The 14,836-nt window shown below is 35.9% G+C and carries 21 protein-coding genes and 1 riboswitch; of the genes, 7 read left to right on the plus strand and 14 right to left on the minus strand.

Annotated elements, in window-relative coordinates; genetic code table 11:
• Window positions 1-71: 71 nt before the first annotated feature.
• The 5 genes from H9655_RS14045 to H9655_RS14065 all read right to left on the minus strand — a co-directional run bounded on the left by H9655_RS14045 (window position 72) and on the right by H9655_RS14065 (window position 2,417).
• Complete coding sequence (locus H9655_RS14045) at window positions 72-359, minus strand: hypothetical protein (protein WP_191815062.1); 288 nt, start codon at window positions 357-359, stop codon at window positions 72-74.
• Window positions 360-550: 191 nt separating this feature from the next.
• Window positions 551-1,003, minus strand: a complete 453-nt coding sequence (locus H9655_RS14050) for a GNAT family N-acetyltransferase (RefSeq protein ID WP_191815064.1) — start codon at window positions 1,001-1,003, stop codon at window positions 551-553.
• Complete coding sequence (locus tag H9655_RS14055; RefSeq protein WP_191815066.1) at window positions 1,004-1,522, minus strand: YfiT family bacillithiol transferase; 519 nt, start codon at window positions 1,520-1,522, stop codon at window positions 1,004-1,006.
• Window positions 1,523-1,555: 33 nt separating this feature from the next.
• Window positions 1,556-2,215, minus strand: coding sequence for an HAD family hydrolase (locus H9655_RS14060; RefSeq protein ID WP_191815068.1), 660 nt, complete (start codon window positions 2,213-2,215; stop codon window positions 1,556-1,558).
• A 37-nt stretch (window positions 2,216-2,252) separates the two neighbouring features.
• Window positions 2,253-2,417, minus strand: coding sequence for a hypothetical protein (locus H9655_RS14065; protein WP_191815070.1), 165 nt, complete (start codon window positions 2,415-2,417; stop codon window positions 2,253-2,255).
• 254 nt (window positions 2,418-2,671) lie between these two features.
• On the opposite strand from H9655_RS14065, the gene H9655_RS14070 reads away from it, so the two are divergent.
• Window positions 2,672-3,304 carry a metal-dependent hydrolase gene (locus H9655_RS14070; protein ID WP_225230667.1) on the plus strand — a complete coding sequence of 211 codons (633 nt, stop codon included), beginning with the start codon at window positions 2,672-2,674 and terminating at the stop codon, window positions 3,302-3,304.
• A gap of 60 nt (window positions 3,305-3,364) precedes the next feature.
• Window positions 3,365-3,598, plus strand: coding sequence for a DUF2651 family protein (locus tag H9655_RS14075; RefSeq protein ID WP_191815074.1), 234 nt, complete (start codon window positions 3,365-3,367; stop codon window positions 3,596-3,598).
• 107 nt (window positions 3,599-3,705) lie between these two features.
• On the opposite strand, the gene H9655_RS14080 is transcribed toward H9655_RS14075, so the two are convergent.
• The 7 genes from H9655_RS14080 to H9655_RS14110 form a co-directional block, all read right to left on the minus strand.
• Window positions 3,706-4,098: a thiol-disulfide oxidoreductase DCC family protein gene (locus tag H9655_RS14080; protein ID WP_191815076.1), complete on the minus strand. Its 393-nt coding sequence runs from the start codon at window positions 4,096-4,098 to the stop codon at window positions 3,706-3,708.
• A gap of 74 nt (window positions 4,099-4,172) precedes the next feature.
• Complete coding sequence (locus H9655_RS14085; protein ID WP_318245491.1) at window positions 4,173-4,508, minus strand: DnaJ family domain-containing protein; 336 nt, start codon at window positions 4,506-4,508, stop codon at window positions 4,173-4,175.
• An 81-nt stretch (window positions 4,509-4,589) separates the two neighbouring features.
• Entirely contained in the window at window positions 4,590-5,153 is a 564-nt protein-coding gene (locus tag H9655_RS14090; protein ID WP_191815081.1) for a DJ-1/PfpI family protein, read from the minus strand.
• Between the two features lie 4 nt (window positions 5,154-5,157).
• Window positions 5,158-5,790, minus strand: coding sequence for an HAD family hydrolase (locus tag H9655_RS14095; protein WP_191815083.1), 633 nt, complete (start codon window positions 5,788-5,790; stop codon window positions 5,158-5,160).
• Complete coding sequence (locus tag H9655_RS14100; protein WP_225230646.1) at window positions 5,780-6,175, minus strand: YunG family protein; 396 nt, start codon at window positions 6,173-6,175, stop codon at window positions 5,780-5,782. Before H9655_RS14100 ends, H9655_RS14095 begins: the two co-directional genes overlap by 11 nt.
• A gap of 150 nt (window positions 6,176-6,325) precedes the next feature.
• On the minus strand, window positions 6,326-7,195 hold the full coding sequence (locus H9655_RS14105) for a R2-like ligand-binding oxidase (protein ID WP_191815085.1): 870 nt from the start codon (window positions 7,193-7,195) through the stop codon (window positions 6,326-6,328).
• 485 nt (window positions 7,196-7,680) lie between these two features.
• Window positions 7,681-8,304 (minus strand): DedA family protein, encoded by a 624-nt coding sequence (locus tag H9655_RS14110; protein ID WP_191815087.1) that lies wholly within the window; start codon window positions 8,302-8,304, stop codon window positions 7,681-7,683.
• 603 nt (window positions 8,305-8,907) lie between these two features.
• On the opposite strand from H9655_RS14110, the gene H9655_RS14115 reads away from it, so the two are divergent.
• Window positions 8,908-10,446 (plus strand): AbgT family transporter, encoded by a 1,539-nt coding sequence (locus tag H9655_RS14115; RefSeq protein ID WP_191815089.1) that lies wholly within the window; start codon window positions 8,908-8,910, stop codon window positions 10,444-10,446.
• A gap of 48 nt (window positions 10,447-10,494) precedes the next feature.
• Window positions 10,495-11,703, plus strand: a complete 1,209-nt coding sequence (locus H9655_RS14120) for a M20 family metallopeptidase (RefSeq protein ID WP_191815091.1) — start codon at window positions 10,495-10,497, stop codon at window positions 11,701-11,703.
• Window positions 11,704-11,749: 46 nt separating this feature from the next.
• Here the strand turns inward: H9655_RS14120 and H9655_RS14125 are convergent, their stop codons facing one another.
• Both H9655_RS14125 and H9655_RS14130 read right to left on the minus strand, forming a co-directional pair.
• Entirely contained in the window at window positions 11,750-12,139 is a 390-nt protein-coding gene (locus H9655_RS14125) for a VOC family protein (RefSeq protein ID WP_191815093.1), read from the minus strand.
• Window positions 12,140-12,165: 26 nt separating this feature from the next.
• Complete coding sequence (locus H9655_RS14130) at window positions 12,166-12,399, minus strand: hypothetical protein (protein WP_191815095.1); 234 nt, start codon at window positions 12,397-12,399, stop codon at window positions 12,166-12,168.
• Between the two features lie 226 nt (window positions 12,400-12,625).
• Window positions 12,626-12,670, plus strand: a riboswitch (PreQ1 riboswitch).
• A 52-nt stretch (window positions 12,671-12,722) separates the two neighbouring features.
• Here H9655_RS14130 and queC point away from each other — a divergent pair.
• Genes queC through queE form a run of 3 tightly spaced genes read left to right on the plus strand, consistent with a single transcriptional unit; the run spans window position 12,723 to window position 14,564 of the window.
• Window positions 12,723-13,382: a 7-cyano-7-deazaguanine synthase QueC gene (gene queC / locus H9655_RS14135; RefSeq protein ID WP_191815098.1), complete on the plus strand. Its 660-nt coding sequence runs from the start codon at window positions 12,723-12,725 to the stop codon at window positions 13,380-13,382.
• Window positions 13,379-13,855 carry a 6-carboxytetrahydropterin synthase QueD gene (queD, locus tag H9655_RS14140; protein ID WP_191815100.1) on the plus strand — a complete coding sequence of 159 codons (477 nt, stop codon included), beginning with the start codon at window positions 13,379-13,381 and terminating at the stop codon, window positions 13,853-13,855. Before queC ends, queD begins: the two co-directional genes overlap by 4 nt.
• A complete protein-coding gene (gene queE / locus H9655_RS14145) occupies window positions 13,848-14,564 on the plus strand; it encodes a 7-carboxy-7-deazaguanine synthase QueE (protein ID WP_191815102.1) in 717 nt (238 codons plus the stop codon). Before queD ends, queE begins: the two co-directional genes overlap by 8 nt.
• Window positions 14,565-14,836 lie beyond the last annotated feature (272 nt).

Consider the following 14,836-nt stretch of genomic DNA (forward strand, 5'->3'; position numbering starts at 1 on the left):
AGGTATTTACCTTTTTGGCTCTAAACAGGGAGGATAATCAGACTGAAAATTGCGACAATATTTATGCAACACTAGTGAACAAACATATGTAAACTATCAAATTCCTTTTGATGTAATAATTGTAGCAATGCCTTCCATGTGTTGTTCTTTTGAACGATTTCTAATTCTTTTAGGAGCTCGTTTGATAATTTTTTTTTAATATCATTCCATTCTTCCATCGGCTTTTCCAAATGTGATATTAAACGCGTATTTGTTACGGCTGCGATTCCGAGGGCACACTCCCATAATAACGATGACTCTATCTTCACTTCATATGTTTCTCTTGCACGAATGGTATGTCTAATCAGTTCCATTTTCATGTGACACCCCTTAGCTATTTCTATAATTAAACATTTTATCGATTCCATCTTTATAATTCAATAATTTTAGAATATTGTTTTAATAATAATGGAAATTTACCATGCTAATAGAACTAGTTAATGTATAGAAAAGCATCCTAACATGTAAATAGTAACCTTTTTAAGACCCATTACATCTTTCTAAAGAACGATTAATAAGGTACTTTCCTTACCCTTTGCAATAACAGTTCAGGTGATTCAACTGTTTCAAAACCGAACCTTTCGTATAATGAATGTGCATCCTTTGTTGCCAACATAAATTTACGAATATCATGTAAATCTGGATGCCAAATGATTGTTTCGACCAACCATTTCGATAGGCCTTTTCCTCTGTATTGAGGTAAAATAAAGACATCACAAAGATAAGCAAATGTGGATAAATCTGTGACCACTCTAGCAAACCCTACTTGCTCAAAATCACCATCGAACCTTCCTCTATACAGCCCAAAAACTAGCCTACTTTCATCGATCGATTTCATCACGACTTCTCTAGGAATATTGATTGACCAATACGCTTCATTATGTAAAAACTGATAAATTAACTCTCTATCTAAATATGATTGATTAATAGAAATAATAAATTCTCCCCATTTTTTATCCCTCATTCATTTCTCACCTTTATGCTTAGCCGTAATATGAGCGAGGTGATGACGGCCATGCCATGCATACATTCCAGTTGCCTTCCCAATGGAAAGTTGACCCGATTCAGGATGAACAAACGTCCGCTGCCACTCATGAATAGACAAACTTTTTAGCACAACAGTCCAACGCAAATGAACAGTTTCTATCATACTTAAAGACACTTCAATTGGTAAATGATAGTCTTGCAAGCGTGCCCATTGATCTTGTTGATAATCTTTAATCATCGGATTTTCTTCTGTTAACGCTAACTTCACCCTTAAATAGGCATTTAAATGGCTATCTGCTAAATGGTGAATGAGCTGACGCACCGTCCATCCCCCTTTTCTATAGGGTATGTTTAGTTCATCTTCAGTAAACTCTTCTACAACTTTTCGGAGCAGGCGTGGAAATTTCTCTATTTCTATTATCCAAGTTTTTATCTTGTTTTCATTAATTTCCTCTTCACATACAGAAAATTCGCCAATTGGATATTGAATACTCATGCTTCTTTGTCCCCTCTTCGAATATTTATTTGGTTAACTCTCGTGTAAAGCACCCAATTTTAAAAAATCCAAAAATTCATCCACCGTTAGAAAAGCTGAATCTGGTATCACCTCAAATTCAGTTGTCTTTCCATCAGGTAACCAATGAACACCCGCTGTATAAATATTCGCCTTTAACCCTGCTTCGATATCACAATTGCTATCCCCCAAAAAAATAACCTCGGATGACGGTACTTCTAGCATTGATAAGGCAAGATTTATACCTTCTGGATCAGGTTCTGCTTGCAGTACATCATCTCCCGTAACTATACAGTCAAAAATGGATGTCATTTGCAGACATTCTAACGAAATCTGCAAACTTCTTCTCCCTTTCCCTGTAACAATTGCTAACTTAATTGCTTCCTCTTTCAAATAAGACAGTAAATGGTCAATCTCTCTATTATTCTCTACTAATCTTGAATGATTGTTCTTATAAACTTTATAATAATATTCTATTGCTTCAAATTTCTGATTGCTTAATAAATGCTCCTCTATAATCTTACTTTCTGGATTTCCTAACCACTCTTTCGCTTCTTTCACAGCCAATTCTCGCTGATCAAATGTACGGAAAACTTCTTGCAATGAATAGATGCACAATGGCAATGTATTAGCTAATGTCCCGTCAAAATCAAATAAAACCGCTTGTATCGTCATCACCCTCTTAGTAGGAATATAAATCCATAGTTCCTCGTCATATATGTTTCCTTTTTGCCTTCTTAAAGATTAATAATGAGAAAATCAAACCGATGATGAATCCACCCAACGCCACTAATAAGGAGATGCTTAATGAATCATTCATAAAATAAGAAGCCCAGAAAGCTAATACTGCCAGTGCAAATGGATGTATCCAGTTCATTGTCATTCTCCTCTCTTTTTGTATCTTAATCATGAAAACTATTTTTTAATTGCCCTTATTTCAATGTATTTACCCATAAAAGGGGTCGTACCTAACCTTCTTTATGGCAATATAGTTTAAAAAGAGAGATTGATTCCCATTAATCAAAGTATTTAACATAAATTCTTGTTCATTTGACAATTTTCCTGCAAAAAGGATAAACAGAACAGATGTTTTATTGTAGAATAGAAAAAGACAACTTAGAAAAAGGTGGAATGAAAGTGAATGGTACCGCTCATGCGAGTATTGGTGCTGTTGCAGGTTTTGTGACCGCAAATACGCTTCAAGCAACGCCATCGGCCACATTAGCGCTTATTGGTATTGGAACAATTTCTGCACTTTTACCAGATTTAGATATCGACGGTAAACTGAGAAATAGAATCACCCTTTCTCACAAATTTATTAAAGCAACTGCACAAATCATTGGATTGTTAATTATTTTTTATAGTTTTTATGAAGCTACAGCCGTAGATCAATGGATAAGCATGGGCATTGGGCTGGCGATGTTTCTTTTATCTTCCTACATAAAGCAGAGACATATGCTTATCATTACGGGTGTAGGAGTCATTGTGTGCGGAATATTATTACAAGAAATTTGGCTTATGCTCATGGGCTGCTATATTCTTATAGCATCATTCGTCCCGCATAGAAGTTATACTCATTCTATTTTAGGTGTAATATTCTTTCACTTTATTGCTGATTTTTTTCAATTAGCGATAGGCATAAATGGCGCTTATATTGCTTGTATGACGGGATATATCAGTCATCTTGCGCTTGACTCCAAACTCCTTCCTTTTAATCGTAGAGGCATTAAGTTATTCCTTCCTATCTCTCAAAAAGAATTTTAAAGAACCGAAAATGGTTCTTTTTTTATTTTTCGGGTATAGAGATAATGGAGGCGATTTAAAATGACACTCGTATTAACAATACTTATCTATCCAACTATTGTAATAGCCGCATCTATTCTTGTGGCTTGGAAAAAGCGGAATATGTATCTTGTTCCTTTATTAACAGCAATTATCTTTACTATACTCTCCTTTACGATCTATAATGAAACCTTTATGATTTGGACAGTATTGTACACAATTCTTGCGATATTAACTTCCTTTACAACAAAGTATTTTAATAAACCAACTGCTTAAAAAAAACAGAAGATCATCTTCTGTTTTTTTGTTCGATTGAGCGTGTTTTTTAACAATTAAACCACATTATATGTTAATAATATTGATTTGATTACCAATTAATTAGATTAATCAAGAAACCTTTTTCGAATTTCCGGTGAGGGTAAACGGCAACTTTCTTTTTTACCGAACCACTTATATCTCCGTTTAGCAATAAATTGATACACCTTATCTCTCATCGGTTTTGGAATGATACGAAAGACAGCGAAAAGTTTCCACATTCCCCTTAATTGTTGCAATACTTTAATAGCTGCAGTTGATTGATCATAGGCACGATCGTTTTCTATATATATAAAACTATCAGTTGCCGGATCAATTTCGTGTTTTCTTAAAAGTAATTGCCCGTTTTCACCTTGTAAGGAGGCAAAATAAAACTCACCCTGATGATCCCTTTTCAATATAAATTGCACACTTTGATCGCAAAAATTGCATTCGCCATCGAATAATATAATTTTACTCAAAATGATCGCCTCCTTTTTGCAAGTATAACAGGCTGACTATCAAACGAATAAGAATCTGTTCGAGTGGACTCTTTTCACCATAATGTTTTTGCTTTTTCTAGCCCCTCAAGACTAATCGGGTAGCGCTGCATTTGTGGTGGACAAATCGAATTGTATTCTTTAATTTTTTCATTAATCGTGGCAATATCTTGTTTACTTTGTGCTTGATGTACAAGCGCTGCAATTTCCTTTTGAAGTTTTAACCATGGAGGTAAGTAACCCGCATCTTTGGCGATTTTTTGGAAGTTTTGAAAAATATCTCTCTGTAGATAGCCTTTAGGAAGTGGTTTACCTTGTCCTTGCAGCGGCGTAGTTTTTTTACTTTTTAACATATCACCAATTAAATCATTACGTTCATCCAAAAATAACACACCCCTTGTGTTTTTCTTTCAATACAAGTGAATAAGTGAATATTTTCTTTTATACAATGATGACTAGATTCTTCTGATGTACTATGTTACCATACAAAACTGGCGCCATTTTTCCCACTCTTGGTCAGTGAGATCCACACCAGTTAGTTTAAGGGCGGCAATAGCAAAAGCGGCAAATGCTGTTCCTTTAGCCGTAATTATGCGATTATTTACTTCAATTGGTTGTCCTGTATAATCGCTTGATTCGAAGAGCGATTGATACTTATTATAAGTATGTGGTAAACAAGTGAAACGCTCACCAGACAATATACCTGCTTTTCCTAGCATTAAGGCTGATGCACAAATGGATGCAATTGGAATACGTGATTGGAATGCTGATTGAATTTGCTGAATTAACCATTTATTATTCAGTAGCTCGTTATCAATTCCATCACCACCGGGGATTAAAATAAGTTGGTAATCTTTTATATTCAGATTTTCTAATGAAACGTCAATTGTCGTTTTTAAGCCACCAATACTTGTTACTGGCAAGCCATCAACCGATGCAGTAACAATCTCCATTTTTGCGACTTTTCGAAGTAAAAATAAACTATGACTAATTTCAAAATCAGCGTATGCGTGGAATAAGATGACCAATGCTTTCATGAAGCTATCCCCTCTCTAGCCTCATATGTAGTAGGTCTTGAAATTGTTCAATTATTTGATCTTTGTCTATCACTTCTCCAAAACCATAACTCGCATACACAAAAGGAATCCCGGCATATTTTGCAGCTTCTCTATCTCCATCTGTATCGCCAATATAAATGGAAGACTGTAGGTTGTTTCTCTTCATAATGAGTTGTATATTCTCCCCTTTAGATAAACCAGTTCTTCCTGGGTTTTCAAAGTCCTGAAAATATTTTCCCAATCCATGTGCTTCGTAGAACGCTTCAATATAACCTTCTTGGCAATTACTTACGATGAACAATTGATAGGTCTTAGCCAACTCTGACAATGTTTCCTCTACTTGCGGGTATAATGTCCCACCATAGTTCCGGATATGTTCCAGTTCCTCTTTGCTTAGTGCTTCCAATAATGATTCTCTTTTCTCCTTAGTTAAATAAGGGAACAGTTTTTCCATAATTTCATGCATTCTTAACCCCATTGTTGCTTTTAAATCTGCTACTGTTAATTCTTTTTGCACTTCTGCATCTTTTCGAATAACGATATTCCATGAATCAGCAACGGTTTTTCTAGAATCCCATAATGTACCATCTAAATCAAAAATAAGGCTATCTACCATAATTCCTTCCTACCTCTCCAAGTAGCGATATTAGTCGATTATTCATTTCCTTTGTTAAATAACGATACTGATTAAGATTCGTATCCTCAAATGCTTCCTCTCTGTTGGAAACAACAGGCTTATAATCAATTACCATATCGAATTGACTAGCTGTAAAATCTAGATAGGCGTCTTGAATTTTATTATAGAAATGCCACCCCTCGCCCATAAATGTTTTCACAATTTCTCCACCTAAATATGCTTGAACGACTAATGCGGTAACACCACATTGTCCTGCAGCAGGATTCTCCACCGTCCATTTCGTGCTCGTTTCAATACACCATGACTCTACTAGTGCTAATCCTAAGTAAGATATATCCATAATGACCTCACGATATTGATTCATTCTTTATTTTAACACTGCTCAACCATCGATTTCCATTCATATCCAACCTCTATTTATAGAAGGCAAGCTATAAAAGAAATGGAAAAGAGTATTTACTTTTTCTCGAAATAAAAAGCCATTCTTGATGAACGGCTTAAAAGATCAAACAATCTACTCTACAACAGGCTCCATTTTATAAATTTCTTCTAAACTTTTACCTTTCGCTCTACGTAAAACCTCTATTCTCGCATGTAACTGCTTCATCATAAAAGCTCGGCTATCTGCCAATTTTACCCCAAATGGGTTAACTTCTTCAGGCATTTGATTAATTGCCTCGGCAATTGGCATGAGTTGATGGAGTTTATTCATAATATAATCAAACATAGCTTCATCTTCCGTAATAAGACGTTGTAGCAAAAAAGTCCCGAAGCCAATATGTCTCGACTCATCTCTTTTAATATAAGAAATCCCTTCAAGTAAGCCTGGTAATTTTTTTAAGTCTTGTAGGTTCTCATAGAAATTCCAATACCCCGTTTCCGCCAATATCCCTTCAGCAAACATATTGTATACAACTGCCGCATCCGCTATTGTCTGTGGTGTTTGATCTACCAATAGCTTCTCCATCGTTTGCGGAAGGATATTATCAAACACATTTAAATATGCTTCAGAATGATAACTATTTAGATTTCTTTCTATACCTACTTCTTTTAAAAACAAATGAAAGAAATCTGTATGTTTCGCTTCCTCGAAAAGGAAGGTCGTTAAATACATTTCTTCTTCAAATTGACCTTGCTTTGATATCGCATAAATCAGTGGCAGAATATCTTTTGTTACAGCCTCTTCAGCGCTATAGAACAAGGCAACTAGTCTGAGGATCGAATCCTGCTGTTCTTTTGATAAAGTATGCCAATCTTTCTTGTCTTGACTAAAGTCGATGTCACGAGGGTCCCACACGCCAAATTTCTTTGCCTTTTCGTACAATTTAAACGGGAGAGATTCACGATTAATGCCATGCTTACTTTTCGATACATAACTCCTCATTTATACTCCTCCTTAGAAATGATTGATCCCTTTTCTAATAAGAAATATTATACTATTTACAATTATCTCCTTTAATAACAAGACATTTTTTGAAAAATAGGAGATATAGAGGAGAGAATAGCTATGAAAATCGAATCATGAGTAGTCCAAGATTAGGGAAATCGCCAAGCATGAAGATGGATAGAGAGATGTGATTCTTTTAGCAAGAAGGAAACAAGCTAACTGAATTTCCATAATTCTTATGTGAAACCTAGTTCCTTGAAAAACGTCAAGCAATCGATGAACATTATGATTATTTGAGAATGTACACTTCTCTCGCCTACTGACTTGTGCACGTATGACTAGATAAATACCCTTATGTGGCTACCAATCTGATTGATAACATTCTGCCAATCACTGATCACATGCTAATTCAAAAATTTTTTCTATTAAAATAAAAAGCAATGCCCTCACTTCACAATCAGTGATTACATTACTTTTCATTTTTATTTTTTCCCTAAGAAATCTGAAAGTGATTCAGCTTTTTTATTTTTCCTTCTCTTAATAAGTAAATAAATGACAAATAAAATAACGAGTACGATACCAATTGGCACAAGATATTGATTAAGTATTGGTTTTACATCTGACCAATTTGCGCCTAATTGTACGCCTAAGTAAACATAAAAGAATGTAATCGGGGTCATCGCTAATAATGTGTATAGTGAAAAAATCCAAGGATTCATTTTTGCCATCCCACAAGGAACAGAAATCACTGTTCTCACCCCTGGTAGAAAACGAGCAGAAAAGGCAACAAATGCCCCGTGTTTAGCGAAAAACGCATCCGCCTTCTCTAAATTCTCTGGAGACATAAAAAAATACTTGCCGTACTTTTCTAATATAGGTCTACCCCCGTAACGACCAACTGCATATAAAGTAAGCGGGCCAACAACACCACCTAAAGAGCCGGCAATGACGACACCCCAGAACAACATGTCTCCTTCAGACACCCAAAAACCAGCCAATGGCAAAACAACCTCAGCCGGAATAAATTCGATACAAAGAGCAAGAAAAATACCTATATATGATAAATCTTTAAACCAATTTACAAGATCTAATATCAATTGTTCCATCCTAAACCTACCTTTTATTTAAACTGTTTATCCTGCTGTTAACAATCTTCTATTCTTTTCATCAATACCATATTATAAGAAAAAAGAAGGAAAGGGAAGTAAGAACCCTATTCCTTAATTAGAAATAAAGAAATGATAGGTTTTCCTTGTAAGAAAAAACAGAGCTCTTAATGGCCACAATAGAACCTCAGGGATCCACAAGACGATTTCAACTAAAACATCCCAAATGGATTCTTTCTTCTTTTTACTTTTCTTTTTTTGATAAACCCCATTATAAAACACTCTCCCATCATAAATCTTTACGAACCTAAACAAGAAAAAGTTTCAACTTTTAACCATTTATTGTATTTTAGAACAAAAAGCCTTATTAATTTATCCTAGTCTTATATTTTCCATCACTTAAATTCATTAGTGAGTTAAAGTATTAGGAATTTTATATTTCCTTTGGTATATATACGTTTGTCCATCTCATTCATTCATCAAAAAGATATATTTTTGTACATTCATCTAAAAAAATATATTTTTTTTAGAATTCATCACATAGTTTTTTTCTCGTAATACCCTTATAATTTTCAAAAAAGTGAATCAACAAGGAGGGTTTATATGAGCGCAATACCAAAACAGCAAGCACCTTTACCTACTAAAAAGAAATTAACCGATCGTTTCCTCGATAGTATTGAACGGGCAGGAAACAAATTACCTGACCCTATTACACTATTTGTAATCATGTCAGGTATGATACTTTTTTTATCTTTTTTACTTGCTAAGATTGGTGTTTCTGCTACTGATCCTAGTTCTGGAGAACCGATAGAAGTGATTAATCTCCTTAACCGAGCAGGAATTGAACAGATTCTCACCAATATGGTTAGCAATTTTACCTCCTTCGCACCACTCGGACTAGTACTTGTCACCATGCTTGGAGTAGGCGTTGCAGAAGCCACTGGTCTTATACAACTTGTCATGAAAAAATCAGTTTTAAGTGCACCTAAGAAGCTCATCCTTCCAGTCGTACTTTTTACAGCAATTGTCGGTGGAGTAGCCGCAGATGCAGCATTTATTGTATTCCCACCTATTGCTGCTCTTATCTTTATGAGTGTCGGAAGAAGCCCGCTAGTAGGTTTAATAGCTACGTATGCTGCAGTTGGTGGTGGCTTCTCAGCTAATATTCTACTAAATTCACTAGATGTATTATTAGCTGGTATTACAGAACAAGCTGCAAGGATGGTAGACCCTAATTATGTCGGCAATCCAACAATGAACTATTATTTCTTGATTGTATCAACCTTTCTACTCGTTGGACTAGCTACGTGGGTAACCGTTAAGTTTGTTGAACCGCGATTCAAAAAATACGATGGTAAAGTTGAAGCCATTGCCGAAATTTCAAACGACGAAAAACGGGGCTTAAAATGGGCCGGCATCACAATTTTTGCTTATATCGCTATTTTACTTATTGCTGTCATTCCTGAAAACGGATGGTTACGTGATGCAGAAACAGGCTCTTTCATTAATAGTCCATTTATGGCAGGCATTGTTCCTATTATGCTTTTCCTATTCTTACTACCAGCTATCGCTTTTGGAATAGGTGCAAAAACCATTAAATCTGATAAAGATGTCGCAGATAAAATGTTCAAATCTATTGCTGATTTAGCTCCTTTTATTGTACTGGCATTTGTCGCAGCGCAAATGATTGCTTTCTTTAATTGGAGTAATATTGGTCCTATTCTTGCTATTAAAGGCGCAGAACTCTTACAAGCAATGAATTTCACAGGTTTACCAATGCTAATTGGTTTTATTATCATCTGTGCTCTGATTAATTTACTTATTGCGAGTGCATCAGCCAAATGGGCACTTTTAGCAACGATTTTTGTACCAATGTTTATGTATTTAGGTTATAGTCCAGCCTTTACTCAAATGGCTTACCGTATTGGTGACTCGATAACGAATCCGATTACACCGATGCTTGCCTACTTTGCAATTTTATTATCTTTCGCTAGAAAGCATGATAAATCCATTGGAATCGGAACATTAATCTCTGCCTTACTACCTTACTCAATTTGTTTTGCCATCGGATGGATTATTTTGTTCTCTATTTGGTACCTTCTTGGATTACCAGTTGGACCTGGAGACTCAATTTTCCTATAATTATACTATTCAATCATTTAAATCTTTTTGAAAAGAGGCGTTCAAGTAATGGAAAAATTATTTGCTTTGTTAAAAGAGTACGAAGAAGAAATGATTTCTATCCGCCGATTTCTTCATGAATATCCCGAAATCTCGTATCAAGAAGTGAAAACACCTGCTTATATAGCTGATTATCATGAAAAGCTCGGTCATGACGTTCGTACCGGTGTTGGCGGCAGGGGTGTTGTCGCTACTCTTCGTGGTGGAAAACCCGGTAAAACAGTTGCGCTTCGAGCTGATTTCGACGCATTAGCCATTCAAGAAGAAAATGACCTTCCATATAAATCAAAAATCGATGGTGCGATGCATGCTTGTGGTCATGACGGACATACAGCAACTTTACTCGTTTTAGCTAAAGCACTTAATAAAATCCAGGAAGATATTGAAGGAACAATCGTTTTTATTCACCAATTCGCTGAAGAAATTGCCCCTGGTGGTGCTATTTCTATGATTGAAGATGGTTGCTTAGATGGGGTTGACGCCATATTTGGCACACATCTTTGGTCAACTTTCCCTCTAGGCACGATACAAGTCAAACCAGGACCTATTATGGCAGCAGCTGACCAATTCGACATTCTCATCCAAGGGCAAGGTGGCCATGGGTCTGAACCTCATTTAACAAAAGATGCAGTGATGGTTGGCTCCCAATTTGTCGCAAGTGCACAGCAAATTGTTTCTCGCCGAGCGAACCCTCTTCATCCAGCTGTCGTCTCAGTTGGTCATTTTGAGGCATTAAACCCTTTTAATGTCATTGCTGATACAGCTAAACTAATCGGTACTGTAAGAACCTTTGATGATGATACACGTGATTTAATAGAAAAAGAGCTTGATAACTATTTAAGTTCAACATGCCAGCTATTTGGGGCCACCTATGATTTCCAATACAAACGGGGCTACCCCGCTGTTGTTAACCATGCAGAAGAGGCAGCATTTATTGCAAATATCTCTAAGGAGATTGAAGAAGTAACAGAAGTAGTAGAATGTGATCCGCTTATGGGTGGAGAAGATTTCGCTTATTATCTCCAACATGTAAAAGGAGCTTTCTTCTTTACAGGGGCACAGGATCCTAATTGGCAAATGACCTACCCCCACCATCACCCACGATTTAATATTGATGAGCGCTCCCTTCTTATCGCAGCTAAAACACTAGGAACAGCTGCTTTGAAATTTCTTGAAGGAGCAACAACAGCAACAATTGCAGATTCATTGACAAAATAAAAAGATGAACCCAGTCCGCTTCTTTTTTGCGAACTGGGTTTATTTTTTACATATTACATAGCATTAATACATTTTCATCAGGGTCAGCAATGAGGAAATAAGCCAATTCACCTACCCATTCCATTTCTTTTACTATTTTTATATCGTTCGAGATGACAAATTGATAAGCCTTATCAATATCATTCGTATACAAATTAAACATAGCATGAGAAGCTGGTTTAAAAACAAAGCTAGGATCTTTTGTATGATCATCAAGGCTCAATCCTGTTTCGCCTGTGACAGGAAGATTAAAAACGGGAGATTGAATTTTTTCCTCATCAATCGTCAATCCCATTAGAGTTGCATACCATGTGGCTGAGTACTTTAAGTTTGAGACATGAATAAAAACATTATTTATCTTACTATCAATCTTTAAACTGATTAGAAACACCTCCATCTTAGTTCGAGCTAAACAATCATTTCTTATATTGAAAAATAATCTACCGATAGCCCAACAAATATAATCAGCACACCAAACGAAAAATGAACCTTCTGATTGTTCAAGCCTGTTCTTTCTAATAAAAAAATGACCCCACCTGTTAAGAAGATATAGAGTAAACGATTGAAAAAGGAGCCATTACCTATGAATAGTTGAAAGAGTTTAGACGTTAGCCCCATAGTCAATAGGATTAAAGGTATTCTAAGTTTCCACCTCATTCCCTTACACCTTCTTTCAAAAAACAATCTTAAAGCCATTTCCTTCTCTTTTTAGTAGACTTTACCCTTTACTTCTCTTCTCTCCTTAAAAACTCCTTCCTTTTATTCATACAACACCTCAGAATAGATTTGACCTTTTTATCCCCTTCTACTTTTAAAAAAAGACGAATACTGCTCATTATTTATGTTATAATGACTAGCGACAACTTAAGTCAAATTCCGCTTAGCGGTAGAGGTTCTAGCTAAACCCTCTCAAAAAAACTAAGGAAAAACAGCGCCATTTTCTTAGTGGTGCTGTTTTTCTGTTTAAAAGGAGATTAATTATGAAGAAGAATGAAAAAGCCATTGTCGTATTTAGTGGCGGACAAGACAGTACTACTTGTTTATTCTGGGCTTTGGAACATTTCACTGAAGTAGTCGCTGTAACGTTTGATTATAATCAAAGGCATGCCATTGAGATTGAATGTGCTAAGGCAATTACAGATGATTTACAAATTGAACATCATATTTTAGATATGACACTGCTCAATCAATTAGCGCCTAATGCGTTGACCCGATCAAATATTGCTGTCAAGAACGGTGAAGATGGGGCATTACCTTCAACCTTCGTACCAGGTAGAAATTTATTATTTCTCTCATTCGCTGGCATTCTCGCTTACCAAATAGGGGCAAGGCATATCATTACAGGTGTATGCGAAACAGATTTTAGTGGCTATCCGGATTGTCGTGATCAATTTATTAAATCATTAAATGTCACATTAAACTTGTCTATGGAAAGACCATTTGTCATACATACGCCCCTAATGTGGCTAAACAAAGCGGAAACATGGGCGATGGCTGATGATTTTGGCAAACTTGATTATGTTAGAAATAAAACACTAACTTGTTACAATGGCATCATCGCAGATGGTTGTGGCGAATGTCCTGCATGTGAGCTTCGAATGCAAGGCTTAAATCATTATTTGCAGGAGAAAATGTCATGAAGGATTTATATGGCTTTCGTATTGTTGAGGAACTCCAGAAAATAAATAAGGATATTCAAAAAGACCAATTAAAATTTCATCACAAAAGAGTACTCGTTAGTAAATCCTTTACATTTGATGCGGCCCATCACCTTCACGCATATGAAGGGAAATGTAAAAATCTACATGGCCATACCTATGAAGTAATATTCGGTATTAGTGGCTATACTGATGAACGTGGCATCGTAGTTGATTTCGCAAATATTAAGCAACTTTGGAAAGAAGAAATCGAAATATACCTCGATCACAAGTATATTAATGAAACCCTACCACCGATGAATACAACAGCTGAAAACATCGTAGTATGGGTTTATGAAAAAATGAAAGAAGCGCTAGTAGACAGTCCTCAACAACTTAGAGTGGAATATGTCAAACTCTATGAAACTCCTACAAGCTTTGCTGAAGTAAGAAGGGAGTGGATGGAAGATGAGTAAAATACCTGTAATGGAAATCTTCGGACCAACCATTCAAGGAGAGGGCATTGTTATTGGTCAGAAAACGATGTTCGTTCGGACTGCAGGATGTGATTACGCTTGTACTTGGTGCGACTCTTCATTTACTTGGGATGGTTCTAGTAAACATTTAATTAAACAAATGACAGCGACAGAAATTTGGCATGAGCTCAAAAACATCGGTGGAGATCACTTTGATTTTGTGACTATTTCTGGAGGCAATCCTGCATTACTAAAAAACTTAGGCGAATTAGTGACGCTTCTTAAAAACAATAAGGTGCAAACAGCTTTGGAAACACAAGGAAGCAAGTGGCAAGATTGGTTTAAAGATATCGATTTTCTGACATTATCCCCGAAACCACCAAGCTCACAAATGAAAACCGATTTTAATAAACTAGATGACATTATTGCTAAACTTGAAGAAAAGCAACCTAATATAAAAGTTGTTGTCTTTAATGAAGAAGATCTAGCTTATGCAAAAAAAGTTCACTTACGCTACCCTAAACTTTCCTTCTGTTTACAAGTTGGCAACGATGACAGCATTACTGACAATAACGATGTGCTAAGAAGTAACCTACTAGCTAAATATGAATGGTTATTAGAGAAAACAATGCATGATAGTGAATTTAAAAGTATAAGAGTTCTCCCCCAATTACACACATATATATGGGGTAACAAACGCGGCGTTTAACGATTGGTTATTCTCTCATATGAATTAATGAGGTGATACCAATAGTCAAACAAATCGCCACTCATATTTCCCAAGCAGGGCCATCAGGGCCTTGACCTCTTGGGCTATAGGACCTCATTAATGATATAAATGAGACATATAATTTCTTCACCTAAAATCAAACACGAATGGATTCTATTTAAAGGTAGCATGACATTGCATACCTAATATAGAATGACATTCGTGTTTATTTTTCATCTTATTCCCACCATCACTCTTCTACAGCAAATTTT

The sequence above is a fragment of the Cytobacillus stercorigallinarum genome (genome assembly GCF_014836495.1).
Taxonomy (GTDB): Bacteria; Bacillota; Bacilli; order Bacillales; family Cytobacillaceae; genus Cytobacillus; species Cytobacillus stercorigallinarum.

Bases quoted from the DNA above. Each gene is read 5' to 3' on its own strand.
- H9655_RS14120 (WP_191815091.1), top strand. From the start codon at position 10,495: ATGGAAAAATTATTTGCTTTGTTAAAAGAGTACGAAGAAGAAATGATT.
- H9655_RS14130 (WP_191815095.1), bottom strand. From the start codon at position 12,399: ATGAGGTGGAAACTTAGAATACCTTTAATCCTATTGACTATGGGGCTA.
- H9655_RS14045 (WP_191815062.1), bottom strand. From the start codon at position 359: ATGAAAATGGAACTGATTAGACATACCATTCGTGCAAGAGAAACATAT.
- H9655_RS14060 (WP_191815068.1), bottom strand. From the start codon at position 2,215: ATGACGATACAAGCGGTTTTATTTGATTTTGACGGGACATTAGCTAAT.
- H9655_RS14110 (WP_191815087.1), bottom strand. From the start codon at position 8,304: ATGGAACAATTGATATTAGATCTTGTAAATTGGTTTAAAGATTTATCA.
- H9655_RS14115 (WP_191815089.1), top strand. From the start codon at position 8,908: ATGAGCGCAATACCAAAACAGCAAGCACCTTTACCTACTAAAAAGAAA.
- H9655_RS14105 (WP_191815085.1), bottom strand. From the start codon at position 7,195: ATGAGGAGTTATGTATCGAAAAGTAAGCATGGCATTAATCGTGAATCT.
- H9655_RS14070 (WP_225230667.1), top strand. From the start codon at position 2,672: ATGAAAGTGAATGGTACCGCTCATGCGAGTATTGGTGCTGTTGCAGGT.
- H9655_RS14055 (WP_191815066.1), bottom strand. From the start codon at position 1,522: ATGAGTATTCAATATCCAATTGGCGAATTTTCTGTATGTGAAGAGGAA.
- queE (WP_191815102.1), top strand. From the start codon at position 13,848: ATGAGTAAAATACCTGTAATGGAAATCTTCGGACCAACCATTCAAGGA.
- H9655_RS14100 (WP_225230646.1), bottom strand. From the start codon at position 6,175: ATGAATCAATATCGTGAGGTCATTATGGATATATCTTACTTAGGATTA.
- H9655_RS14095 (WP_191815083.1), bottom strand. From the start codon at position 5,790: ATGGTAGATAGCCTTATTTTTGATTTAGATGGTACATTATGGGATTCT.
- H9655_RS14065 (WP_191815070.1), bottom strand. From the start codon at position 2,417: ATGAACTGGATACATCCATTTGCACTGGCAGTATTAGCTTTCTGGGCT.
- H9655_RS14075 (WP_191815074.1), top strand. From the start codon at position 3,365: ATGACACTCGTATTAACAATACTTATCTATCCAACTATTGTAATAGCC.
- queD (WP_191815100.1), top strand. From the start codon at position 13,379: ATGAAGGATTTATATGGCTTTCGTATTGTTGAGGAACTCCAGAAAATA.
- H9655_RS14125 (WP_191815093.1), bottom strand. From the start codon at position 12,139: ATGGAGGTGTTTCTAATCAGTTTAAAGATTGATAGTAAGATAAATAAT.
- H9655_RS14050 (WP_191815064.1), bottom strand. From the start codon at position 1,003: ATGAGGGATAAAAAATGGGGAGAATTTATTATTTCTATTAATCAATCA.
- H9655_RS14090 (WP_191815081.1), bottom strand. From the start codon at position 5,153: ATGAAAGCATTGGTCATCTTATTCCACGCATACGCTGATTTTGAAATT.
- queC (WP_191815098.1), top strand. From the start codon at position 12,723: ATGAAGAAGAATGAAAAAGCCATTGTCGTATTTAGTGGCGGACAAGAC.